This window comes from Streptomyces sp. NBC_00239 (assembly GCF_036194065.1).
GTDB lineage: Bacteria > Actinomycetota > Actinomycetes > Streptomycetales > Streptomycetaceae > Streptomyces.
In genome coordinates, this window is sequence record NZ_CP108095.1 from 7,431,677 (window position 1) to 7,455,311 (window position 23,635).

The 23,635-nt window shown below is 72.4% G+C and carries 16 protein-coding genes; 10 read left to right on the forward strand and 6 right to left on the reverse strand.

Annotated elements, in window-relative coordinates:
- Nucleotides 1-686 precede the first annotated feature (686 nt).
- The 6 genes from OG764_RS32910 (at nucleotide 687) to OG764_RS32935 (ending at nucleotide 7,745) form a co-directional block, all read left to right on the forward strand.
- Nucleotides 687-1,871, forward strand: coding sequence for a thiolase family protein (locus tag OG764_RS32910; RefSeq protein ID WP_328971979.1), 1,185 nt, complete (start codon nucleotides 687-689; stop codon nucleotides 1,869-1,871).
- A gap of 187 nt (nucleotides 1,872-2,058) precedes the next feature.
- The gene (locus tag OG764_RS32915; protein ID WP_328973251.1) at nucleotides 2,059-3,498 is read left to right on the forward strand and encodes an aldehyde dehydrogenase family protein; all 1,440 of its coding nucleotides are present in this window, start codon (nucleotides 2,059-2,061) and stop codon (nucleotides 3,496-3,498) included.
- A gap of 104 nt (nucleotides 3,499-3,602) precedes the next feature.
- On the forward strand, nucleotides 3,603-3,983 hold the full coding sequence (trxA, locus tag OG764_RS32920) for a thioredoxin (protein WP_328971980.1): 381 nt from the start codon (nucleotides 3,603-3,605) through the stop codon (nucleotides 3,981-3,983).
- 40 nt (nucleotides 3,984-4,023) lie between these two features.
- Nucleotides 4,024-5,463, forward strand: a complete 1,440-nt coding sequence (locus OG764_RS32925; RefSeq protein ID WP_328971981.1) for a dihydrolipoyl dehydrogenase family protein — start codon at nucleotides 4,024-4,026, stop codon at nucleotides 5,461-5,463.
- A gap of 152 nt (nucleotides 5,464-5,615) precedes the next feature.
- Nucleotides 5,616-6,824: an RNA ligase gene (locus OG764_RS32930; protein ID WP_328971982.1), complete on the forward strand. Its 1,209-nt coding sequence runs from the start codon at nucleotides 5,616-5,618 to the stop codon at nucleotides 6,822-6,824.
- Nucleotides 6,825-6,827: 3 nt separating this feature from the next.
- On the forward strand, nucleotides 6,828-7,745 hold the full coding sequence (locus OG764_RS32935; protein ID WP_328971983.1) for a phosphatase domain-containing protein: 918 nt from the start codon (nucleotides 6,828-6,830) through the stop codon (nucleotides 7,743-7,745).
- 180 nt (nucleotides 7,746-7,925) lie between these two features.
- On the opposite strand, the gene OG764_RS32940 is transcribed toward OG764_RS32935, so the two are convergent.
- On the reverse strand, nucleotides 7,926-8,885 hold the full coding sequence (locus OG764_RS32940) for a LysR family transcriptional regulator (RefSeq protein WP_328971984.1): 960 nt from the start codon (nucleotides 8,883-8,885) through the stop codon (nucleotides 7,926-7,928).
- A 135-nt stretch (nucleotides 8,886-9,020) separates the two neighbouring features.
- Here OG764_RS32940 and OG764_RS32945 point away from each other — a divergent pair, with 135 nt between their 5' ends.
- Complete coding sequence (locus OG764_RS32945) at nucleotides 9,021-11,207, forward strand: M4 family metallopeptidase (protein ID WP_328971985.1); 2,187 nt, start codon at nucleotides 9,021-9,023, stop codon at nucleotides 11,205-11,207.
- A gap of 100 nt (nucleotides 11,208-11,307) precedes the next feature.
- Here the strand turns inward: OG764_RS32945 and OG764_RS32950 are convergent, their stop codons facing one another.
- The 5 genes from OG764_RS32950 to OG764_RS32970 form a co-directional block, all read right to left on the reverse strand.
- On the reverse strand, nucleotides 11,308-11,595 hold the full coding sequence (locus OG764_RS32950) for a DUF2087 domain-containing protein (protein WP_328971986.1): 288 nt from the start codon (nucleotides 11,593-11,595) through the stop codon (nucleotides 11,308-11,310).
- Between the two features lie 137 nt (nucleotides 11,596-11,732).
- The gene (locus OG764_RS32955; protein ID WP_328971987.1) at nucleotides 11,733-12,347 is read right to left on the reverse strand and encodes a TetR/AcrR family transcriptional regulator; all 615 of its coding nucleotides are present in this window, start codon (nucleotides 12,345-12,347) and stop codon (nucleotides 11,733-11,735) included.
- Nucleotides 12,344-13,468: a saccharopine dehydrogenase gene (locus tag OG764_RS32960; RefSeq protein ID WP_328971988.1), complete on the reverse strand. Its 1,125-nt coding sequence runs from the start codon at nucleotides 13,466-13,468 to the stop codon at nucleotides 12,344-12,346. Before OG764_RS32960 ends, OG764_RS32955 begins: the two co-directional genes overlap by 4 nt.
- Nucleotides 13,469-13,583: 115 nt before the next feature.
- The gene (locus OG764_RS32965) at nucleotides 13,584-14,774 is read right to left on the reverse strand and encodes a methyltransferase (protein ID WP_328971989.1); all 1,191 of its coding nucleotides are present in this window, start codon (nucleotides 14,772-14,774) and stop codon (nucleotides 13,584-13,586) included.
- A gap of 133 nt (nucleotides 14,775-14,907) precedes the next feature.
- Nucleotides 14,908-15,261, reverse strand: coding sequence for a tetratricopeptide repeat protein (locus OG764_RS32970; RefSeq protein WP_328971990.1), 354 nt, complete (start codon nucleotides 15,259-15,261; stop codon nucleotides 14,908-14,910).
- A 136-nt stretch (nucleotides 15,262-15,397) separates the two neighbouring features.
- Between OG764_RS32970 and OG764_RS32975 the strand changes: the two genes are divergently transcribed.
- The 3 genes from OG764_RS32975 to OG764_RS32985 all read left to right on the forward strand — a co-directional run bounded on the left by OG764_RS32975 (nucleotide 15,398) and on the right by OG764_RS32985 (nucleotide 23,619).
- A complete protein-coding gene (locus OG764_RS32975) occupies nucleotides 15,398-16,363 on the forward strand; it encodes a pirin family protein (protein ID WP_328971991.1) in 966 nt (321 codons plus the stop codon).
- Nucleotides 16,364-17,389: 1,026 nt separating this feature from the next.
- Nucleotides 17,390-22,099, forward strand: coding sequence for a sacsin N-terminal ATP-binding-like domain-containing protein (locus OG764_RS32980; protein WP_328973252.1), 4,710 nt, complete (start codon nucleotides 17,390-17,392; stop codon nucleotides 22,097-22,099).
- Nucleotides 22,096-23,619, forward strand: a complete 1,524-nt coding sequence (locus OG764_RS32985; RefSeq protein ID WP_328971992.1) for a nuclease-related domain-containing DEAD/DEAH box helicase — start codon at nucleotides 22,096-22,098, stop codon at nucleotides 23,617-23,619. Before OG764_RS32980 ends, OG764_RS32985 begins: the two co-directional genes overlap by 4 nt.
- The last annotated feature ends 16 nt before the right edge of the window (nucleotides 23,620-23,635 follow it).

Genomic DNA, 23,635 nt, shown 5'->3' on the forward strand with positions numbered 1-23,635 from the left:
CGTGCCCGAGGACGCAACCCTCGGCCCTGCCGGCCGACCGTGGCGCACCCCCGGCTTCGCCGAGACCCTGAGGGGCACCTCCAGCCTCGCCGGCTGCCCGTGGCGCCCTCCGGCTTCGCCGGCACCCGTGGGGCAAATCCCAGCGTCGCCGGCGTTTGAGGCGCGTGTCCGGGCGGAGCCCGGCTGACCCCGCGCACCCTTCAGCCCCTCCGGCGCTTGAGGAGCGGGTCCGGGCGGAGCCCGGTGCCCGGCGTCAGCCGGGTTGTCCGTTGGGGCTCCGCCCCAAACCCCGCGCCTCAAACGCCGGCGAGGCTGGATTGGGCGCTGCCCAGGCCCGCGCCTCAAACGCCGGCGAGGCTGGATTGGGCGCTGCCCAGGCCCGCGCCTCAAACGCCGGAGAGGCTGGGTGGGCGCTGCCCAGGCCCCGGGCCTCAAACGCCGGCGAGGCTGGAAGTTGCGCCCCAGGGCATCGGCGAGGCCGGGGGTTGCGCAGCAGGGCGCCGGCGAGGCGGGAAGTCGCACCCGAGGCGCCGGCGAGGCTGGGGGTTGCGCCGCGCGGCGCCGGGCCCGCCGCGAGGCGACCGAATGTCCGGTCGGGCGTTGACACGGCACGCCGGCCGGACGGAGACTGCGGGCGCGTCGACCAGGACGCGCCCGACCCGCACGGATCCGCCCAGGAGACCCCGATGAGCATCCGCGACGTGTACATCGTCGACGCCGTACGCACCCCGATCGGCAAGTTCGGCGGCGCGTACGCCGGGGTCCGGCCCGACGACCTGGCCGCGCACGTCGTGCGCGCGCTGGTGGACCGCACGCCCGAGCTCGACCCGTCCCGGATCGACGACGTCGTCTTCGGCGACGCGAACGGCGCGGGCGAGGACAACCGCGACGTGGCCCGCATGGCCGTGCTGCTCGCCGGACTGCCCGTCAGCGTCCCCGGCGTGACCGTCAACCGGCTGTGCGGCTCCGGCCTGGAGGCCGTGATCCAGGCCGCCCGCGCCATCGCCCTCGGTGACGCGTCCGTCGCCATCGCGGGCGGCGTCGAGTCCATGACCCGCGCGCCCTTCGTGGTGCCGAAGCCCGAACGCGCCTTCCCCGCCGGACACCAGCAGATGTGGTCCACCACGCTGGGCTGGCGCATGACGAACCCGCGGATGCCCGAGGAGTGGACCGTCTCCCTCGGCGAGGGCGCCGAACTCGTCGCCGACAAGCACGGCATCGGCCGCGAGGCGCAGGACGCCTTCGCCCTCGACAGCCACCGCAAGGCGGCCGCCGCCTGGGCCGCCGGGCTCTACGACGGCGAGGTCGCCCCCTACCCGGGCGTGGACCTGCTGCGCGACGAATGCATCCGGGAATCCTCCACCCCGGAGGCGCTGGCCAGGCTGAAGCCGGCCTTCCGGCCCGACGGCACGGTCACCGCGGGGAACGCCTCCCCGCTCAACGACGGCGCCGCGGCCCTGCTGCTCACCGACGAGGAGGGGCTGCGCGCCACCGGCCGGGAGCCGCTCGCCCGGATCCGCACCTCCGCCGTCACCGGCATCGAGCCGCAGCTCTTCGGCCTCGGCCCGGTCGACGCCGTCCAGCGGGCCTTGACCAAGGCCGGCCGCGGCTTCTCCGACCTCACCGTCTTCGAACTGAACGAGGCCTTCGCGGCCCAGGCGCTGGGCTGCCTCGCCGAGTGGCCCGACCTGGACCCGGCCGTGGTCAACCAGCGCGGCGGCGCCATCGCGCTCGGGCACCCGCTCGGCGCCTCGGGCGCCCGGCTCGCCGGTTCCGTGGCCCACCAGCTCGCCGCCGCCGGATCGGGCACCGGCCTGGCCGCGCTGTGCATCGGCGTCGGCCAGGGCATCGCCCTCGTCCTGGAGCGCTGACCGCGGCCCGGCCCCGCCCGTCCGCGACCGGGGCGACCCGCCCGCCCCGGTCGCGGCCGCCGGCCGCCGTGGATCATTTCAGGTCACCAACTGCCTTATAAGTGAACGGTTTTGGCAACGCCCGCTGGCTACCATGGCGCGCGTGCCCGAACCCCCGCCGGGCCCGCGACGACCGGAGGCCCGCACCATGCCGCTGCTCGACCCGACGACCTGGCAGGACGGCCACGACCGCACCGGCGGCACCGCCCCGGTCACCGAACCGGCCACCGGCGACACCCTCGCCACCGTCCGGCTCGCCGCCCCCGCCGACGTGGCCGCCGCGGCCGCCCGCGCCGAGAGCGCCCAGCGCGACTGGGCCCGCACCCCGCACACCGAACGGGCCGCCGTCCTGCGCCGGGCCGGCGACCTGTTCACCGAGCACGCCGGGGAACTCACCACCTGGCTGGTCCGCGAATCCGGCTCGATCCCCGGCAAGGCCGCCTTCGAGCTGCACGTCGCCGCCCAGGAGTGCTACGAGGCCGCCGCCCTGGCCTCCCGCCCCGCCGGCCAGGTCCTGCCGAGCGAGGCTCCCAGGCTCTCGTACACCCGCCGGGTGCCGGCCGGCGTGGTCGGCGTCATCGCGCCGTTCAACGCCCCGCTGATCCTGTCGATCCGCTCGGTGGCCCCCGCCCTCGCGCTCGGCAACGCGGCCCTGCTCAAGCCGGACGTACGCACCGCCGTGTGCGGCGGGCTGGCCCTGGCCGCGGTGTTCGAGGCCGCCGGACTGCCCGACGGGCTGCTGCACGTGCTGCCCGGCGGGGCCGCCACCGGCCGCGCCCTCGTCGACGAACCCCGGGTGCGGGTCCTGTCGTTCACCGGCTCCACCGCCACCGGCCGGGCCGTCGGCGAAGCCGCCGGACGCGCCCTCAAGCGCGCCCACCTGGAGCTCGGCGGCAACTCGGCGCTGATCGTGCTCGAAGACGCCGACGTCGAGGCCGCCGTCGGCCAGGCCACCTGGGGCTCCTTCTTCCACCAGGGCCAGATCTGCATGACCGCGGGCCGCCACCTCGTGCACGCCTCCCTGTACGACGCCTACGTGGAGCTGCTCGCGACCCGCGCCGAGGCCCTCGCCGTCGGCGACCCGTACCGCGCGCAGGTGCACCTCGGCCCGCTCATCGACGCGGGCCAGCGCGACCGGGTGCACGCCCTCGTCGAGGCCAGCACCGCCGCGGGCGCCAAGCTCGTCGCCGGCGGCACCCACACGGACCTCTACTACCGGCCCACCGTCCTCGCGGGCGCCGACGACGACACCCCGGCCTACGCGCAGGAGGTCTTCGGCCCGGTCGCCCCCGTCCGTTCCTTCCGCACCCTGGAGGAGGCCGCCGAGCTCGCCGCGGCCGGCCCCTACGGGCTCTCCCTGGGCATCGTCACCCGCGACACCGCCCGCGGCCTCGACCTCGCCGACCGCATCCCCACCGGCATCGCCCACATCAACGACCAGACCGTCAACGACGAGGCCGTCGCCCCCTTCGGCGGAGTCGGGGCCTCCGGCACCGGCGCCCGGTTCGGCGGCGAGGCCAACCTCGACGCCTTCACCGAACTGCGCTGGACCACGGTCCGCCGCGAGCCCGCCGGGCACCCGTTCTGAGACACCCCGCCGGGCACCCGCTCCGAGGCACCCGGAATAGCCGGGACCGGGCCGCGGTTGTCCCCGACGGCTGCGCCCGCACACGAGGAAAGAGGGACGACGCAATGGCCACCGTAGAACTCACCAAGGACAACTTCGACGAGACGGTCAGCACGAACGGATTCGTGCTCATCGACTTCTGGGCGTCCTGGTGCGGTCCGTGCCGGCAGTTCGCCCCGGTCTTCGAGAAGGCCTCCGAGGCCCACCCCGACCTCGTCTTCGCCAAGGTCGACACCGAGGCCCAGCAGGAGCTCGCCGCCGCCTTCGAGATCCGCTCCATCCCCACCCTGATGATCATCCGGGACCAGGTCGCGGTGTTCGCCCAGCCCGGCGCCCTGCCCGAGAACCTCCTGGAGGACGTCATCGGCCAGGCCCGCGCCCTCGACATGGACGAGGTGCGGGCGAAGATCGCGGAAGCGGCGGGAAACGGCGCGGCGGACGCCTGAACCGCGTGCGCGTCCGCGCCGGTTCCCCGAGACTGTCCCCATGACGGAAGCCGTGGAGTACGACGTCGTGGTCCTCGGCGGGGGACCGGCCGGCGAGAACGTCGTGGACCGGACCCGCGCCGCGGGACTCACCACCGCCGTGGTGGAATCCGAGCTGGTCGGCGGCGAATGCTCGTACTGGGCCTGCGTGCCCAGCAAGGCCCTGCTGCGCCCGGCTCTCGCCCGCGCCGACGCGCGCCGGGTACCGGGCCTCGCCGCCGCCGTGCGGGGGCCGCTGGACGCGCCCGCCGTGCTCGCCCACCGCGACTGGTGGACCGGGCACTGGAAGGACGACGGCCAGGTGGACTGGCTCGGCTCCATCGGCGCGCACCTCTACCGCGGCCACGGCCGGCTCTACGGGGAGAGGAAGGTCGCCGTCACCAGCCCCGAGGGCGACCACCACATCCTGGTCGCCCGGCACGCCGTGGTCCTCGCCACCGGCACCCGCGCCGTCGTCCCCGATCTGCCCGGCGTCGCCGGAGCCCGGCCCTGGACCAGCCGTGAGGCCACCGGCTCCCAGCACGTGCCGGACCGCCTCGCCGTCGTCGGCGGCTCCGTCGTCGCCGTGGAGATGGCCACCGCGTACCAGGCCCTCGGCTCCCGCGTGACCGTGCTGGTCCGCGGCGCCGGCCTGCTGCCTCGGATGGAGCCCTTCGCGGGCGAACTGGTCGCCGAGAGCCTGCGCGAGGCCGGCGCGGACGTCCGTACCGGCGTCACGGTGGAGGCATTGGTCCGCGACGGCACCACCGGACCCGTCACCGTCGTCCTGGCCGGCGGCGAGACCGTCGAGGCCGACGAGGTGCTCTTCGCGACCGGACGCTCCCCGCGCACCGAGGACATCGGGCTCGACACCGTCGGCCTCGAAGCCGGCGGCTGGCTCTCCGTCGACGACAGCTGCCGGGTGCACGGCAGCGACTGGCTGTACGCCGTCGGGGACGTCAACCACCGCGCCCTGATGACCCATCAGGGCAAGTACCAGGCCCGCGTCGCGGGCGCGGCCATCGCCGCACGGGCCGCCGGCACACCCCCGCTGGACACCGCCCCCTGGGGCGCCCACGCGGCGACCGCCGACACCGCGGCCCTCCCCCAGGTGGTCTTCACCGACCCGGAGGCCGCCGCCGTCGGACTGAGCCTCGCCGAAGCCGAGCGGGCCGGGCACCGGGTCCGCGCCGTCGACCACGACCTCGGCGCCGTCACGGGCGCCGGGCTCTACGCACACGGCTACCGCGGCCGCGCCCGGATGGTCGTCGACCTGGACCGCGAGGTCGTGCTCGGCGCCACCTTCGTCGGCCCGGGCGTGAGCGAACTCCTGCACTCCGCCACGATCGCCGTCGCGGGCGAGGTCCCACTCGCCCGGCTGTGGCACGCCGTCCCCGCCTTCCCGACCGTCAGCGAGGTCTGGCTGCGGCTCCTGGAGGCCTACCGCGACGGGCCGGCCTGAGCCGCTGCCCCGCCGGGCGCCGCCGACGCCGCCCGGCCCGCGGCCCGCACCCGCGGTGACCTGCGACGCTCCCGGCCGGCCGGGAACCTAAATGATTACCGGCCGGCACCTCCCACGCGTGAGAATGACGCATCACCAACGGGAGGAACCCCATGAGCCAGGTCCACCTGACTCTGCACGACCTGCTGCCGCCGCAGGAACTGGCGCAGGCCCTCGACGCCGGGCACGTCATCCGCAAGCGGCACCCCCGACTGCCGCTGTCGCTCTACACGTACACGCGCGCGTGCCAGTACGAGCAGGTCTGGAACACCGCCACCACCCGCTGCCGCGGACTCGTCGCCGACGACGTCACCGGCACGGTCGTGGCACTGCCGCTGCCGAAGTTCTTCAACGTCGGCGAGCACGAGGCAGGCCGGCCGTACGCGCCCGCCCTGCCCGACGAGCCGTTCGAGGTGTACGACAAGGTCGACGGCAGCCTCGCCGTGGTCTTCCACTACGCGGACCGCTGGCAGGTCGCCTCCCGGGGATCCTTCACCAGCGAACAGGCGACCTGGGCCCAGCGCCGCCTGGACACCGCGGACACCACCGCGCTGACCCCGGGCGTGACCTACCTCGCCGAGATCCTCTACCCGCAGAACCGCATCGTCGTCGACTACGGCGACCGCCGCGACCTGGTGCTCCTCGCCGCCTTCGACGCGGCCGGCGCGGAAGTCCCGCTGGCCGACGCCGCACCCGCCTGGGCGGGCATCGGCTCCGTCGTCACGGTCTGGCCGGCGATGCCGCTGCCCGAGCTGATCGCGCTGACGACCTCGAACACGCGGCCCGACGGCGCCGGGGCCACCGGGACCGACGCCGAGGGCTTCGTGCTCCGCTTCGCCTCCGGGGTACGGGCCAAGGCCAAGTTCTCCGAGTACGTGCGCCTGCACAAGGTGCTGACCGGGGTGACCGAGCGGGACATCTGGCGCAGCCACGGCATCCAGCGGTTCGCCGGACTGCCCGCCGGGCAGGTCGCGCAGGCCCTCGGCTGCTCCGTCGCGGACGTCGAGGCCTCCGGCGACAAGCCCCTCGACGCGCTGCTGGAGCAGGTGCCCGACGAGTTCGACGCCTGGGTGCGCGAGCGGATCGAGGGCATGGAGACCGCGGCCGCGCGCCGCGAGGCGGCCGTCGACGAGGCGTTCGACGCGCTGTCGCCGTTCGCCGCCGACCGGGCCGCCTTCGCACGCGCCGCCAAGGCACTGCCGGACCGCGGCATCCGGGCCGCCGTCTTCCTGCGCCTCGACGGGCGCCGCACCGACCTGGTCGGATGGCGCTCCGTACGGCCGGAGGCCGCCGACCCGTTCACGACCGATGAGGAGAACTGACCCGTGCCCTTCGTACACGTCATGACGGGGCTGCCCGCCTCGGGGAAGACGACGGCCGCCCGCCGGCTCCAGGAGGAGGCCGGGGGCCGGATGCGCCGGGTCAACCTCGACGACCTGCGGGCCATGCTCGACGTGCCCGCCGAGGACCGGGGCCGCTCGCACGGGCACGAGCAGACCGTGCTGGCGGTGCAGGACGCCGCGGTGCGCGCGGCCGTCGAGGACGGCTTCGACGTGGTCGTCGACAACACGCACCTGACCCCGCACATCCCCAAGCGCCTGAAGGCCGCCGTCACGGGCCTGGCCGCCACCTTCGTCGTGCACGACTTCACGGACGTGCCCGTCGAGGAGTGCGTGCGGCGCGACGCCGCCCGGGAGCGCGGCGTCGGCGAGGAGATCATCAGGATCCTCGCCGACAAGCACACGAAGGCCACCCGGGGCGGCTGGCGGCTCACCGCGGACTGGCTCAACCAGCGGCCGGGCGTCGAGCCGTACGTGGCCGACCCGGCGCTGCCCGCGGCGGTGCTGTGCGACATCGACGGCACCCTCGCGCTGCGCGGGGACCGCGGCCCGTACGACTTCACGCGCTGCGAACTCGACCTGCTGAACGTGCCGGTCCGCCGGGCGCTGGCCGCGTTCCGGCGGGCCGACGGCGACACGATCGTGCTGCTCTCGGGGCGCAGCGAGGAGTACCGGACGCAGACGGAGGCCTGGCTGCGGCGGTACGACGTGCCGTACGACGAGCTGTGGATGCGCGCGGAGAGCGACGGGCGCAGCGACGACATCGTGAAGGCGGAACTGTTCGACCGGCACGTCCGGCACCGGTTCGCGGTCCGGGTGTCGCTGGACGACCGGGACCGGGTGGTCGCGGTGTGGCGCCGGATGGGCCTGCCCACCTGGCAGGTCAACTACGGCAACTTCTAGGGATCGGTCGGCCGGCGGGCCGGGGCCTTCGCGGGCCGGCCCGCCGTGCCGGGCAGCAGTGCCGGGCAGCAGTGCCGAGCCGCGTGCCGGGCCGCGTGTTGGGCCGCTGTGCGGGCCGGGCGGCTCCGCTCCGGTTCCGCTTGCCCGCTGGGACGCGGCGGGCGAGAGGTGTGCGGCCGGTCAGTCCAGCACCGGGTGCAGCTCCGGGCGGGCCTCCCACCAGGCCTGGTGGAAGGGGTTGTTGGGGACGTTCGCGAGGTAGGCCCGGCCGGCCGCGCGGTAGAGCAGGTCGGCCTGGCGGGCGGAGACCGCCGAGCGGTTCCAGGCCAGCCGGATGCGCCCGGTGACCGGGTCGCCGGCGATCGGCACCATGACCGTGCCCTCGGCGGGCGCGGCCGTCGGCTGGCTGAGGGAGACCGCGCGGCCCGCGGCGATCAGGTCGTAGTGCATCTTGCGGTCGGTGATGCGGTAGCGCAGTGACGGGGTGAACCCGGCCTTCGCGCAGGCGTCGGCGAGCGCCTCGGGGCCGCCGTCGTCGTCCTCGACCATCGTCATCCACGACTCGCCCGCCAGGTCGGCCAGTTCCACCCGGCCGCGGCCGGCCAGCGGGTGCGCCGCCGACATGCGCACGCAGAACGGCTCCTTCTGGATGAGCGTACGGGCCGCCGTGCCCGCCGGCAGCGGCACTTCGTGGTCGTTGACCTCGCCGTACGCGATGACGTCGTACTGGCCGGCGCCCAGCATCCGGGTCAGCGCGGTCGCCGAGTCCTCCAGGCTCACCGCGATGTCCTGACCCTCCATCACGTCATCGATCTGGACCAGCAGTTCGTCGAGCAGTACCAGCAGGATGCAGCCGAGCCGCAGCGGTGTGTCGGTGGCGACGGCCCGGGCTCCGGCGACCAGTTCGTCCATCTCGCCGAGCACCCGGCGGGCCTTGGAGAGCACGAACTCGCCCAGCGGGGTGGGCTCGACGCCGTTGCGGCCGCGGACGAAGAGCTCGCCGCCCGCGACCCGTTCGATGCGGCGGAGCTGGGCGGACAGGGCAGGCTGCGACACCCCGAGGCGGTGGGCCGCGCGTCCCAGACTTCCCGCTTCCGCTATCCGGCAGACCGCTTCCAGATGCCTCAACTCCAGCTGCATTTCAGCAGCGTACGGTCCGCGCGGCGACGGCACCATAACCCGCGTCTTATGCCCGATGAGATGTCCCTGACATGTGCCGTTCACACCCATACTCGGCGCGTCCCCACCCCGTCTCCCCCCACGAACGGAGCAGACGTGCAGTCCACCAGACTGACCGCCACCGTGGCGGCCCTGGCGTTGACCGCGAGCCTCGCCGGCGCGATCGCCGGCACCGCCTCGGCCGCCCCCCGCCAGCAGCCCGTGCCTCCCCAGCAGGGCAAGTCCCTGGCGCTCGCCGCCGCCGACCGGGCCGCCGCGAGCGGCCTCGACGGCCTGCGGCACGGCGCCGACGAGGACCTCGTCCGCACCGCGGTGACCCCCTGGGCGAACGGCCTCTACTACGCCGCCTACGAGCGCACCTACCGCGGCCTGCCCGTGGTGGGCGGCGACGCTGTCGTCCTCACCGACAGCCGGGGCAAGGTCCGCGACATCGCCGCGGCCGCCGCGCCCGCCATCCGCGTCGGCACCACGGCCAAGGTCACCAAGGCCGCCGCCCTCGCCACCGCCCGCAAGCAGCTCGCCAAGGTCGAGAGCGCGAGCGCGCCCCGGCTGACGGTCCTCATCAAGGGCGGCAAGGCCGTACTCGCCTGGCGCACCACGGTCAGCGGCCGCACCGCCAAGAACGCGCCGAGCGTCCTCGACACCTTCGTGGACGCCCGCACCGGCGCCGTCACCCGGTCCACCGACAAGATCCTGCACGCGGACGGCCGCGGCTACCACAACGGCAACGTCACCATCGACACCGCCGCGTCCTCGATGACCGACACCAGCCGCGGCGGCTTCAAGTGCGGCGGCCAGAACGGCAGCGCGTACACCGGATCCTCGCCCTGGGGCAACGGCGGCGCCAACGACCTCGTGACCGCCTGCGTCGACATCATGTACGCGGCCCAGCGCGAGTCCGACATGCTCAAGAACTGGTTCGGGTACAACGGGATCAACGGCCAGGGCGGCATGGTCCCCGCCCGCGCCGGCCTCAGCGAGGTCAACGCCTACTACGACGGCACCAAGACCACGTACGGCCGCAACCAGAACCAGACCAACCAGCTCACCGGCATCGACGTCGTGGCACACGAGTACGGCCACGAGATCTTCGACAAGACGCCGGGCAGCTCGGGTTCGAGCAACGAGAACGGTGGGATGAACGAATCCACCGGTGACATCTTCGGCGCGCTGACCGAGCACTACGCGAACAACCCGAACGACACCCCGGACTACACCGTCGGCGAGAAGCTGAACTTCCTCGGCGACAACAAGCCCATCCGGTACATGTACAACCCGTCGCTCGCCAACAACGACCCCAACTGTTACAACCAGTTGACCTCCGGCACCGAGGTGCACGCCGCGGCCGGACCGCAGAACCACTGGTTCTACCTGCTGGCCGAGGGCTCCAGCCCGGGCGGCGGCAAGCCGAACAGCCCCATATGCAGCGGCGGTCCCTCGTCCGTGACGGGCATCGGCATCCAGAAGGCCGGCAAGATCTTCATGGGCGCCCTGCTCGCCAAGACCTCGTCCTGGAACCACGCGGCCGCCCGCAGGGCCACCCTGGCGAGCGCCAAGAACACGTACGGAAGCGCCGAGTGCCTCGCGGTCAAGACCGCCTGGGACGCCATCCGGGTCCCCGCCCAGTCCGGCGAGACCGACTGCGGCGGCACCACCACCCCGGACTTCTCGCTCGCCCTGAACCCGGCCGCCGGCTCGGTCCAGGCCGGCGGCTCGGTGACCTCCACCGTCAACACGAGCACCACCGGCGGCAGCGCGCAGACCGTCCAGCTCTCCGCGACCGGACAGCCCGGTGGCGTCACGGTCGGCTTCAGCCCGTCCTCGGTGACCTCCGGCGGCTCCTCCACCATGACGGTCTCGGTGGCCGCGGGCACGGCGAACGGCACGTACCCGATCACCGTCAAGGGCACCGGCACCGCCACCCACTCGGTCACCTACAACCTGACGGTGGGCACGACCACCCCGCCGACCGGCTGTGACAACCCCGAGAACACCTACCAGGGCACCCTGAGCTCCGGCCAGGCCGCGGTCCAGCCGAACGGCTCGTACTACTACTCGGCGACCTCCGGCGCCCACGTGGGCTGCCTGCGCGGCCCGGCCGGCACCGACTTCGACCTCTACCTGCAGAAGTGGAACGGCTCGGGCTGGGTGGACGTGGCCGTCTCCGGCAGCGCGGGCGAGAACGAGGACATCCGCTACAACGGCACCGCCGGCTACTACCGCTACGTGGTGGACGCCTACAGCGGCTCCGGCACCTACACCCTGGGTCTGAGCGCCCCGTAATACCGGGCAGCGCTCCGTAGGACCGGCGGGCCCGGGACCACCGGGAGCGCCGGGAGCAAGGGGAAACAGGGAGAGGAACGCCCTCCGCCGGGCGGCCGGTTCAGCCGGCCGCCCGGCCGGCGCGCCGGTACGCGCTGCCGTCCCGCGTCCGGGCCAGGTGACCGCCGATGACCAGATAGCGGCGCAGCGCCGAGCAGTCCTCGTGGACCGTGCGCAGCGCCTCGTTCACCTCAGGCTCGGAGTAGACGCGTTCCGGCTCGAAGAGGGTGTCCGCCAGATGGGCGAGCAACTGCTCGCGGCGGGCCGGACGGCGGGGGATCGACTGGAGGCGACCCTGCCGGAACAGGTCGGCGACGCCTCGGGACTGCGGGGAAACGGTCTCTGACATGCGGGAAGCCTCTCCCGCCGAACGGCCCCCGGCAACGGAATTTCCGCTGCCGGGGGCCGCTGCGCTGCCAGGCGGTGGGGGCCCGCGCCGCTGACGCGCCCGCGCTGGGGGCACGGGCTACGCCTCGCGGGCACGCGCTACGCGTCGGGGCCGAGGAGTCCCAGCGCCACCCGGCGCAGCTCGGCGTCCGTCGCCGCCGACCGGTGTGCGGCGATCCCGGTGCGGAACAGGGCCGCGCCCTCCATCAGCATCACGAACGTCTCGGCCCGCGCCCGGCAGTCCGCCGCCGGCCGCCCCGGATCGCGCCGTGCGACGAACCCGGCGACGTGGCCCGCGTACCCGGCGTAGAAGGCGCGTACGGCGGCCGCGGCCGTCTCGTCGCGGGCCGCCAGCGCCCAGATCTCGGTGAACAGCCGTACCAGGTGCGGGTCGTCGTGGTCGGCGAGCAGCACCGTGTCCAGCACCGCCGCGGCGTCGGGGCACGGCCCGGCGTCCGGCCCGTCCGCGGACAGGGCGGCGACCCGTTCCAGGGCGGTGGCGAGGACCCCGTCGAGCAGGGCGGCCAGCAGGTCGGCGCGCGAGGGGAAGTAGTACTGGAGGTGGCCCAGCCGTACCCCCGCCTCGGCCGCGACGGCCCGCATGGTCAGTTCGGCGCCGCCGCCCGTCGCCAGGATGCGTTCCGCCGCGTCGAGCAGCGCGGTCCGGCGGCGGTGTCCCTTGGGGGTGGGCGCGGGCGACGCGGGCGGCGTCACGCGGCCACGCCCTCGGCGGCCGCCGCCACGGACAGGTCCACCCCCAGCGCGGCCAGCGCCCCCGGCACCGCCTCGGGCAGCGGCGTGAGTTCGGGGAAGCCGACGCCGTCCTGCGCGGGCGCGCCGTCCGTGCCGAGCACCCGCCGCAGCCCCAGCATCGCCCCCACGGCCGTCAGATGGCTCTGCCCCCGCGGGTCGGCGACGGTCGCGGTCAGCGTGCGGCCGGCGTGCGCGACGTCGATCCGGAGCCGGGCGACACCGCCTTCGCCGGGGGAGTGGAGCAGCGAGCGGCGGGCCGGCGCCCACCGTTCCCCGCCGCCCCAGCGGAAGAAGCCTGCACGCCGGGCCGCCAGCAGCGCGGAGGTGGCGGCCGCGGAACTGAACCCGATCCGGGTGGCGGCCGTGGCCGTGCCGAGCGTGAGCGGCAGGGTGAACTGCTCCGGGGTGTCGATCCGGGCGACCCGGGTCCGGTCGGCGCCGACGAGCACCGTACGGGTGTCGCTCAGCGGGACCGCGAGGCGCCGCCGACCGGCGTCCACCACCTCGAACGGGATGCCGAGGCGGTCCATGAACTCGACCGAGTCGGTGCCCGCGCGGTCGGCGGTGTCCCAGCGGATCGCCGTCTCGACGGTGTCCGCACCGCCCAGCCGGGCCGCCAGCGCGGCGGCGACCAGGCTGCTCACGCCGCCCATCCAGGCGGACGACAGCAGGACGGGCGCGGTCGGGCGCAGCGTCGCCGCGAGCGCGGCGGCGCGCTGCAGCCGGGCCGTCCAGCGCGTGATGTCGACGTACGGGACGCCGGCGGCGACGGCCGCGCGCAGTACCCGGTCCTCGGGGTCGTTGACCGAGCCGACGACGGCCCGTACGGCCGCGTGGAAGGGGGCGGGGTCGCCGAGGTCCCAGCGGCGCACCTCGCCGCCCAGCTCCCCGGCCAGTGCGGCGCCGCGCGCGGGGGTGCGCCCGGTGAGCAGGACGGGCAGGCCGTCGGCGGCGGCGAGCCGGGCGATCTCGGCGCCGACCGTGCCGTAGCCGCCGGTGACCAGCACCGGGCCCGAGGGGTCGTGGCGCAGGGTGTCGTGCGGGCCGCGGTGGTGCGGGGAAGGCGTGGCGGAGGAGGTCATGACTCCACTATAGGTCGCCTGACCCAAAAATATAGGTTGATCGACCTAAAAAGGGGTCGCAAAAAACCTCCCGCGGCTGCGGGAGGTTCCTTGGCGGTCGGGGCGGGGGCCGGTCTCAGCGGTTCTTGACCGCCCGCAGGACCACGAACTTCGGGTCGCCCGCGACGGTTTCGCAGTTCCCGAACAGGCGCCGGAGCTTGAGGTGGTAGGCGAGGTGCCGGTTGCCGACCACCCACAGCTCGCCACCGGGGCGCAGCGCCCGGCGGGCCTGCGTGAACATCCGCCAGGCGGTGGTGTCGGTGGTGGCCTGGTGGGAGTGGAACGGCGGGTTGTTCAGCACCAGGTCCAGCGAGCCCTCGGGCAGCCCCGCGAGCCCGTCGCCGACCAGGAACTCCGCGGCTCCGACCGGCAGGTTCGCCTGGAAGGTGGCCCGGGCCGAGGCCACCGCCTGGTACGACTCGTCCGTGAAGACGAGCGAGGCCGCCGGGTTGGCGCGGGCGGCCGCCGTGCCGAGCACGCCGTTGCCGCAGCCGAGGTCCGCGATCCGGTCGGCTCCGCGGTCACGGGGCAGGTGGGCCAGGAAGAACCGGGTCCCGATGTCGAGGCGGTCCGCGCAGAACACGCCCGCGTGACTGGTGACGGCCAGTCCGGCCGCGGCGCCCTCGTCCTCGTCGAGGACGTACGAGATCGGCCACGGGCCGGCCGGCGGCTTCTCGGCGGGCTTCGGCGTGCAGAAGATCAGCCGGGCCTTCTTCACGGCGAGCGAGGTCCGGGTGTGGCCCAGGATCTTCTCGAAGAGCTTCAGGGTCGAGGTGTGGATCTCCTTGACCATGCCGGTGCCGACCACCACCGTGTCCGCGTGCACGTGCGGCGCGACCCGGTACAGCAGGTCCTCCAGCAGCGCGAGGCTCTTCGGTACCCGGATCACCAGGACGTCGACGCGCTCCGGCGGCGCGTCCTGGGTGCTGAGCAGCCGGACCGCCTCCGGCGGCACCCCGGCCCGCTCCAGATTGGCCCGGGTGGCCTGCTGGGCGAGGTAGGAGTCGGAGATCTGGGTGAGGGTGGCGGCCTCGCCGCGGGCGGCGAGGGCCGTGGTGAGCGTGCCCCAGCGGTCGCCGAAGACGGTGAGGTGACGGCCGTCCAGTGCCACCGGGCCGTCGTCACCCACCTCGCCGGCGAGGTACCGGAGCAGGTACTCGTCGGCGGCGTCCCAGGCGCGCAGCTGCTCGCGCGGGTCCTCGGGGAATCGGGTGAGGTCGAATTCGCCCCATGACGTCGTGAAACGGTTCTCAGTGGTGCCAGTCATCGTGCTGCCCAGGCTAGCCGAGCCCGCGCGCCCCGCCGCCCACCGCACCGCGGCCGGCCCCCGCGGGAGGGCGGGGACCGGTCCGGGCGGACGCTCGTGCCGTGCTGTTGTGCGGCGGACTCCTGCCGCGCCGTCACTCGGCGGGGAACTCGCCGGCCATCGCCGCGGCGATCCTCAGGTGCGGGGCGGCCTCGGCCGCCCGGCCCTGCCGCTCCAGGGTCCGCCCCAGCATCAGCTGTGCGTAGTCCTCGACCGGCCAGCGCTCCAGGATGCCCCGCAGCTCCGTCTCCGCCCGCCGCAGCTGCGCCGAGTGGTAGTAGGCGCGGGCCAGCAGCAGGCGGGGCGCCAGCTGCTCCGGGGCCTGTGCGGCCAGTCCGTCGAGCACCTGTGCGGCCGTCGCGTACTCCTTCGCTTCGAAGAAGAGCTGGGCCCGCTCCCAGCGCTCGGCTGCCGTCCCGTGCTCGTAGTACGTCGTACGGTCGCTCATGACGCCCTTTCCGGTGGCCGGCCCGCCTCTCGCGCGCCGTTCGGTCGGTAAACCACACCGGTAGGTTGAAAATTCCACAAACTCCGCTGGCGTGCACACCGTCCGCCGCGCCGCCCGCGGGACTAGGTTGTCGTCCATGAGCAATCTCGATCGCCAGGCCGCCCTTTCGGTGTGCGGCGGCCGCGGCTTCGTCGTCGCCGAACCCGTACGGGAACTCCTCACCCCGCGCCGTGTCCAACTGGGCGAGTCCACCGAGGTCCGCCGGCTCCTGCCGAACCTCGGCCGCCGGATGGTGGGCGCCTGGTGCTTCGTCGACCACTACGGTCCCGACGACATCGCCGACGAGCCCGGCATGCAGGTCCCGCCGCACCCGCACATGGGCCTCCAGACGGTCAGCTGGCTGCACGAGGGCGAGGTGCTGCACCGCGACAGCACGGGCAGCCTCGAAACCATCCGGCCCCGCGAACTGGGCCTGATGACCTCCGGCCGGGCCATCAGCCACTCCGAGGAGAGCCCGAAGCAGCACGCCCGCATGCTGCACGGCGCGCAGCTGTGGGTCGCCCTCCCGGACGCCCACCGCAACGTGGAGCCGCACTTCCAGCACCACGCCGACCTGCCGCAGGTCACGGCGCCGGGCCTGACCGCGACCGTGCTCATGGGCACCCTGGACGGCGCCACCTCCCCGGGAACCACGTACACCCCACTGGTCGGCGCCGACCTCACGCTCGCCGCGGGCGCGGAGGCGAACCTCCCGCTCGACCCGGACTTCGAGTACGCCGTCCTCACCATGTCCGGCGAAGCCCGCGTCGACGGCGTCCCGGTGACACCCGGCTCCATGCTCTACCTCGGCTGCGGCCGCACCGAACTCCCCCTGCACGCCCTCTCCGACGCAGGCCTGATGCTCCTGGGCGGCGAACCCTTCGAGGAGGAGATCGTCATGTTCTGGAACTGGATCGGCCGGTCACACGATGATATCGCGCAGGCTCGCGAAGACTGGATGACAGGCACCCGCTTCGGCGAGGTCAAGGGCTACGACGGCCCCCCGATCCCGGCCCCCGAACTCCCCCCGACCCACCTGAAGCCCAGGGGAAGGGTCCGCTGAACTGCCCTTATGTGCGGATCCGGGCCAGGCATCGAGGCCGTTTCCCGAGGGGCATCGGATCGTCGGTCGATGTGTTTCGTCGACTGGTGCTCAGCGGGGGCGGATCGAGCCGTTGCTGCCGGGCCGGACGCCGAAGCGGCTGTGACCGGCCCGCCGCAGGAGCATGCCTTCCGATGCTCCTGCGGCGGGCTGACGACCAAATTCCATCTCGCGGCCGACGGCATTCGCCATCACGCCTGGGCAGGCCGATGACACGCATCGCTCCCCATCCCAAACGGCTGAGCAGCACCTCCACCACGGGATCGCGCACCCAGGGCGCCCGGTCGGCATCTCTCGGGACCGTGGTCACTGCAGTCGACGCCTTGCAAGGACCCCTGGTCCGGGTCGAGGAGTGCACTGAACGGCGGGGTTCTGTCGGATGTCTGTCAACCTGCCCAACCTCTGCCCACACGCGGACGGTGCTGGCCGGTCGCCCGCTGCGACCATCCGTCCCAGCGGGGCAATGCAAGCCCGACAGGGCTGATGAGCTGCCGACCCCATGTGCTCGAGGCGTAAGCCAGCACGACGGTGCCAAGCGAGTGGTACCGAGCCGCCGTTGCCGCCTCCGGTGCCGGTACCCACCCGTTGGTGGACATGCCACTGGGAAGGTTGGGACCCCACACGCGCTTCCAGGGATGCAACTTGTCTCTGCATCCGGATTCATGGGTCTGTTGTCGATCACATCGTCTAGATTCGTGTGCAGTCGGGATATGGCTGGTTGCGTACGTCCGACCTTCGAACGATCACAACGTAGGGGTCAATGTTGCGACATGGGGATGGGGCCGGGGCGCGCGAGGCCCGTGGCGCTGCCGAGCGGATCGACACTCGTCCGTGCGTCCGCCCGGAGGGTGGGGTGGCCCGAGTCGCACGTGAGGTGACACCTCGCCCGGCCGTAATCGGCCTGAGTGGACTCCGGGCCGCCACGAGTGTGCGGACGTCCGTTGGTCGCTGGGGCGGCTACCTCGAGGGCGGTCGCGCGTGACCATCATGCAGGCCTGGACCCCGGACGCAGATCTCGTGCGGCAAGTCCGGCAGCAGTTCGACAAAGCCCTCGACTCGTACCGTGCCAACGCCCACCTCGTCACCGAGCACGCCAATCACGAGGAGTCCATCAGGGTCGGCGGATATGCACATCGGACTCTCCTGGAGCTGGTCCAGAACGCCGCCGACGCGATGTCGGGAAGTGGCGAGAACGCCGGGGAGCTCGGTGGCCGTGTCGAGATCGTCCTCGACACGGAGAACGAGACGCTGTACTGCGCCAACGCAGGACGTCCGTTCTCCAAGGACGGACTGACCACGATCACGCACGCGCATCTCAGCGGCAAGCGGGGCGACGAGATCGGGCGCTTCGGCCTGGGTTTCAAGTCCGTCCTGGCCGTCTCGCCGGCTCCGCAGGTCTTCAGCCGTTCGGTGTCGTTCGAGTTCAACTCGCGTACGGCTCGAGAGGAGATCGGTCGAATCGCGCCCTCCGCGAGGCGGCATCCGGTGCTGCGCACCCCCACCGTCGTCGATCCGTTCGCTGCGTTCGCTTCGGATCCGATCCTCGACGAGCTCGCCGGCTGGGCCTCCACCGTGGTGAAGCTCCCGCACGCGGCGAACCTCGGCCGTCTGCGCCAGGAGATCGAGTCGTTCCCGTCGGAGTTCCTTCTCTTCGTCGGCGCCGTCCGGCAGGTCAGACTGCGGGTGCTCGGGGCGGCCGCGTTCGAGACGAGCCACACGTCCCGTGACTTCGGCGGGGGTGTCTTCAAGATCGAGACCCCGGACGGGTCCGGGGAGGAGTGGATCGTCGAGGACCGCATGCACATGCCGTCCGCAGTGGCCCGCAAGGAGGTCGGGGAGGCCGTTTCCCGCAACGAGGTCAAGGTCACCGTCGCCGTCCCGAGGCGGCGGGCCCAGCAGCGCGTCGGACGGTTCTGGTCCTACTTCCCGCTCCAGGACCAGACGTCCGCGTCCGCGCTGTTCAACGCTCCGTGGAGCGTGAACGACGACCGGACCACGCTGCTCGAGAACGACTACAACCGGGAGATCCTCAAGACGCTCTCGGGCATGTTCGTCGGCCTGCTGCCGCGGGTGACCCAGCCGGACGACCCGGCCGCACACCTCGACTACATGCCCGCGCGAGGACGGGAGCCGCTGTCGTTCGGCGACAAGCTGCTCTGCGCCCACGTTCCGGCGATCGCGGGCGGTCGCGAGCTGGTCCCCGACACCACGGGGACCCTCGTGAGCGCCGCCGATCTGCGCCCCCTGGACTTCGCCGTCGAGGTCGCCCCGGACATCCACCAGGCGTGGGGCATCTCCCCGCACACCGCCACCGACGTACCGCACTGGCGGTGTTACACCTCGCCGCAGCGCATCACCCGCCTGCGGCAGCTGTTCATCACCTCGAGTCCGCACGGCGGCATCGATGCCACCGACAGGGACATGAAGCGCGCCCTCGAAGGGATCCCCAAGCGAGGGCTCCTCTCCTGGCTGCGCGAGTGGGCCGAGGGGCCGGATCCGGTGTCCGCCGCCAACGCCTTCAGGTTCGTGGTCGGCAAGAAGTCGTCCCTGCCTGGCAGCGACCTGGCCAAGGTCATCCCCACTCTCGACGACATGCGGGCACTGGCCGACAGGAACATCGTCTTCCTGCACCAGGAGGAAGGCGTCGAGATCGAGGGCGCGATCTTCGTCTCCCCGGCCTTCCTGAGTCAGCCGGGTGTCGAGCAAGAGCTCCGCAAGGCGGGGTTCCGGGATCTGGACCCGCGGGCCATCCTCAACGCACGGCTCGCGGCCCTCTCGGCCACTGCGGGCGAGGACGAGCTCACCAAGCTGTGGGACGCCGTCGAAGGGCTGTCCACCGGTGAGGCCGCCAAGGCCCTGGCCGCCCACTCGACCACCATCAAGGTCCCGACCGGTGACGGTGAGTGGGCCTGGCCCCGCACGGTGTTCGACCTCCCCGAACCGCTGGGTGAGGAGCACGCGCCGAGGACCCTGGACCGCGGACGCTGCATGCCCGAGGTGGCACATGCGCTCGGCGTGGTACGAGTGCCAATGAGCCGCTATTCCGCGGAGGACGAGCCGGCGATCGAGGAGTACCGGGAATGGATCCTCACCACGCTCAACGCCGCGCAGGGTCCGGGCGAGAGACCGATAGGGAACATCGATTTCTACCCCGGTGAGGGGCCGGGCCCGTTCTCAGTGCTGCCCATCCTGCTGGAAGCGGGTGCGTCGCAGAAGTTGCGCGAGACCTGGACCGTCGGCCTGCTCGAGGCAGGCGACAGCGAGTGGACGTGTGAGGACCTCGACACGGGTCGCACGCACGTGGTGCCGTCTCCCGTCCGCTGGGCGGTGGACCGCGCGGGTCTGCTCCAGACGACGCGGGGGTACCGTCGACCGTCCGAGGTGGTCGCCCCCTCGCTCGTCAGGTACGAGAAGTTGCTGCCGCTGTTGAAGGGCTCGCGTCGGGTGGCGGAGGCGCTGGAGCTTCCGGACGAGATCGAAGCGGTGCCGGCCCAGATTCTCGAGGAGGCACTCGCGGCTGAACTGTTCCCGTCGAGCCTCGACGACGCCCTGTTGGTCGAGTTCATCACCGTGACGTGCCGGATCGCCTACCCGGCCGGCCGTCCGCCGAGCATCCCGGCCCGGGTGAAGCGGGCCGTCGAATCGCGTGCACCCGTCTCTGTGTATCTCGCCACCTCGGACGAGCAGCAGCAGTTCCTCTCCTCGCGGGAGCGGCCGTACCTGCGCGTGACGGAGGCCCAGGCGGCCGACCTCGTCGCGACGGTGGGGTGCCGCCGGTTCGAGGACAGCTTCGCGTTCTCGATGGTGATCGACGGCGATCAGCAGGGAGAGCGGATCGTCGACCTCTTCACCGGTCTGCGCAACACGCACGCCGCCAGCAGGCTGGCCAACGCCACCCTCGCCCGGGCGATCCAGGTGGTCAAGCGGACGACCACGGAGGACGGGGTCGAGGACAAGCCGCTGCCGTGGCACCTCGAGGGGACGGCTCTGGTCGTGGCGGGTAGCGACGCCGACGAACGTCGGCTGCTCGGCTTCGTCAACGAGGCCTTTGAGCTGCGTCTGAACAACGCCGACCTCGACGGCGTACTCAAGACCGGTCTCGACCACCATCTCCAGGAACTTCGACAGGAGGCCAAGGCCGCCGCCAACGACGCCGATCGGCTCGACGTCTACTTCGGGCCGGACGACCTGCGTGATGCTCTGCCCAAGGGCTTGTGGCAGGCGCTGGAGGCGCAGGGACTGATCGACAACCGGTCGTCCGTCGCGGATCTCTTCCTCACCGTGTACGGCTCGGACGCGATCAGCACCCTCGCGGAGCAGTTCCGGCAGGTGGGCTTCAACGACGTGCCGACCCAGTGGGCAGGCAGCGCCACCACTATCTCCTGGTTGCGGAAGATGGGCTTCGGATCCCAGTACGCGGGCCGCCGCAGGGAGCACCAGGAGCAGGAGTTCGTCGTCCCCGGCGCAGTGAAGCTCAACCCCCTGCACCCGTTCCAGCAGCGGGTCAGTCGTCAACTCAAGGACGTCCTCGTGCTGCGGGATGCCAGGGGCCGACATCTCAAGGCGATGGTGGAGCTGCCGACGGGAGCGGGCAAGACGCGTGTCGCTGCGGAGACCGTCCTGCGGCTCTTCACCGAGGATGAGCTGCGAGGGCCGGTCCTGTGGATCGCGCAGTCCCTCGAGCTGTGCGAGCAGGCTGTCCAGACCTGGACCACCGTCTGGAGGGGGCTCGGGGACGAGCGCCCGCTGACCGTGGGGCGGCTCTGGGAAGGCAACACGGTCCACGAACCGGACACGGAGTTCAGTCTCGTCGTCGCCACGGACGCCAAGCTCGACGCCGTCCTCGGCAGTGCGGAATACGAGTGGCTCGCCGAGGCATCTGCGGTCATCGTCGACGAGGGGCACCGAGCCGGCGGTTCCGAGCGGTACACACGCATTCTGGAATGGCTCGGTGTGGCCGGGCGTGGGTGGGACCGTCCTCTGGTCGGGCTGTCCGCGACGCCTTTCAAGGGCACCTCCGAAGAGGCGACCAGGGCCCTGGTCAACCGGTTCGGAAACCGTAAGCTGGACGCCTTCGACGCCGACGTCGACGCGTACAGGAAGCTTGCGGAGCTCGGTGTGCTCGCACGGGTCGAGCACCAGGTGCTGGACGGCATCGAGGTCGAGTTGGGGCCGCAGGAGATCGCCGAGGTCACCAGGCAGCGCAGGATCAGCCCCACCGTCCTGGAGCGCATCGGTAGGGATCAGGCACGCATGGCGAAGCTCGTCGACCACATCATGGGGCTGGACGAGGACTGGCCCGTGCTCGTGTTCACCCCGAACGTGCTCTCGGCCCAAGTGCTCGCCGCCACACTGCGCTACCGCGGGGTCGAGGCGGCATCGGTGAGCGGACAGAGCGGCAGGCAGGAACGCCGCGACATCATCAAGAAATTCAAGGACAACGAGATCCGTGTCCTCGCCAACTGCGACCTGCTGATCCAAGGGTTCGACGCCCCGGGCGTCCGCGCCCTCTACATCGCCCGACCGACCTTCAGCCCCAACGCCTACATCCAGATGGCTGGGCGTGGGCTGCGCGGTCCGGCCAACGGCGGAAAGGCGGAGTGCCTCATCGTGGACATGGCCGACAACTTCGGCGATGTCAACGAGTTGCTCGGCTACCGCGAGTACGAAGACCTCTGGAAGGAACAGCACGCGTGATCCTGGTTCCCGATCTCGCGGACATCGAGAAGTCCGCGACCAGTGACGCCGAGCGCCGGGTCGCCCGTCTGCTTCGAGGGATCGAGGGCGACCCCGACGCGGTCGCCTTCCACTCGGTGAAGCTGCGCTCCCACGAGTACAAGCAGCAGGCGGAGGCGGACTTCGTCATCCTGTGGAATAAGGTCGTCATCGTCGTCGAGGTGAAGGGCGGCGGTGTCCGGAAGTACGACGGAGCCTGGTACAGCGTCGACCGTCGCAACGACTGGCACAAGCTGACCCGCTCGCCCATGGAGCAGGCCCGCACGGCCATGTACGCCCTGCGGGACATCCTGAAGGAAGAGGGCATCGGCTGGTTCGCCCACGAGGCTGTCGTCGTCACGCCCGACATCGACCCGCTCCCGCACTCGGTCGAGTGGAAGCCGACTCACTGGCTGGCCAAGGACTCGATGAGCGTGGAGGGTTTGGCCGGTGCGCTCGACGCGATCGCGGCAGCCTCGCGGACTGCTCCCCACGGCCAGAGGCTGGCCCGGATGGAGGACGTGCGGGCGCGCCTGTTCGGCGAGTTCACCCGGATGCCCGTGATCGACGCCCAGCGTGGTGCGGTCATCGAGGAGCAGAACCGTGCGACGGCCGGCCAGGCCAGGGTCCTTGCCTCGCTGGCACGCAACCCGCGGGTGATGGTGTTCGGCGGCGCGGGCACGGGCAAGTCTCTCGTCCTGGTCGAGGCGGCCAAGCAGGAGGCCGCTCGGGGCAGGTCGGTCCTGGTCACCTTCGGCTCGCCGGAACTCGTCCGGTTCTTCACCCCTCACCTGGCCGGTCGCGAGAACATCGACGTGGTGCCCTTCGGAAAGCTGGAGCCGACCCGGGCCTACGACGTGGTGTTCCTCGACGAGGCCCAGGACCTGATGACGGCCGAGGCCATGGACACCCTCGACGAGGTCGTCGCGGGTGGGCGGGCCGGAGGCCGCTGGCGGATGTTCCTCGACACGAACAACCAAGCACACGTCGACGGGGGCTTCGACGAGGACGTCCTCGAACTGATCACCCCTGAGGCCCTGACGGTCGACCTGGACCTCAACGTCCGCAACACTCGGGCGATCGTGCACATGGTGCAGGAGTACCTCGCAGCGGACGTCGGAGATCCGGGCATCGTCCACGGGGAGCGGGTCCAGTGGCACACGCCGGCCAGGACCGCCGACCTCGCCGCAGCTGACGCGGTGGCGCGACGGTTGGTGGCCGACGGAGTCCGTGGCCAGGACATATGGATCATCAGTACGGCGTCGGACGAGGCACCCCGCGAATTGCCGGGCGGGTACGTGGTGACGAGTCCCAGGTATGCCAAGGGACTGGAGGCGGAACACGTCGTCGTCTGCGACCTTCCCCGTTCCTTCGACAACGTCGGCACCGCGGCGTTCTACGTGGCGGTGACGCGCGCCCGCGTCTCCCTGCACATCGTCGCCTCCAGAGAGGACCGGCGGCGCCTGCAGCAGCTCCTGCCCCAGCGGTCGGTGACCGCGTGAACAGGACCAGGGCGCA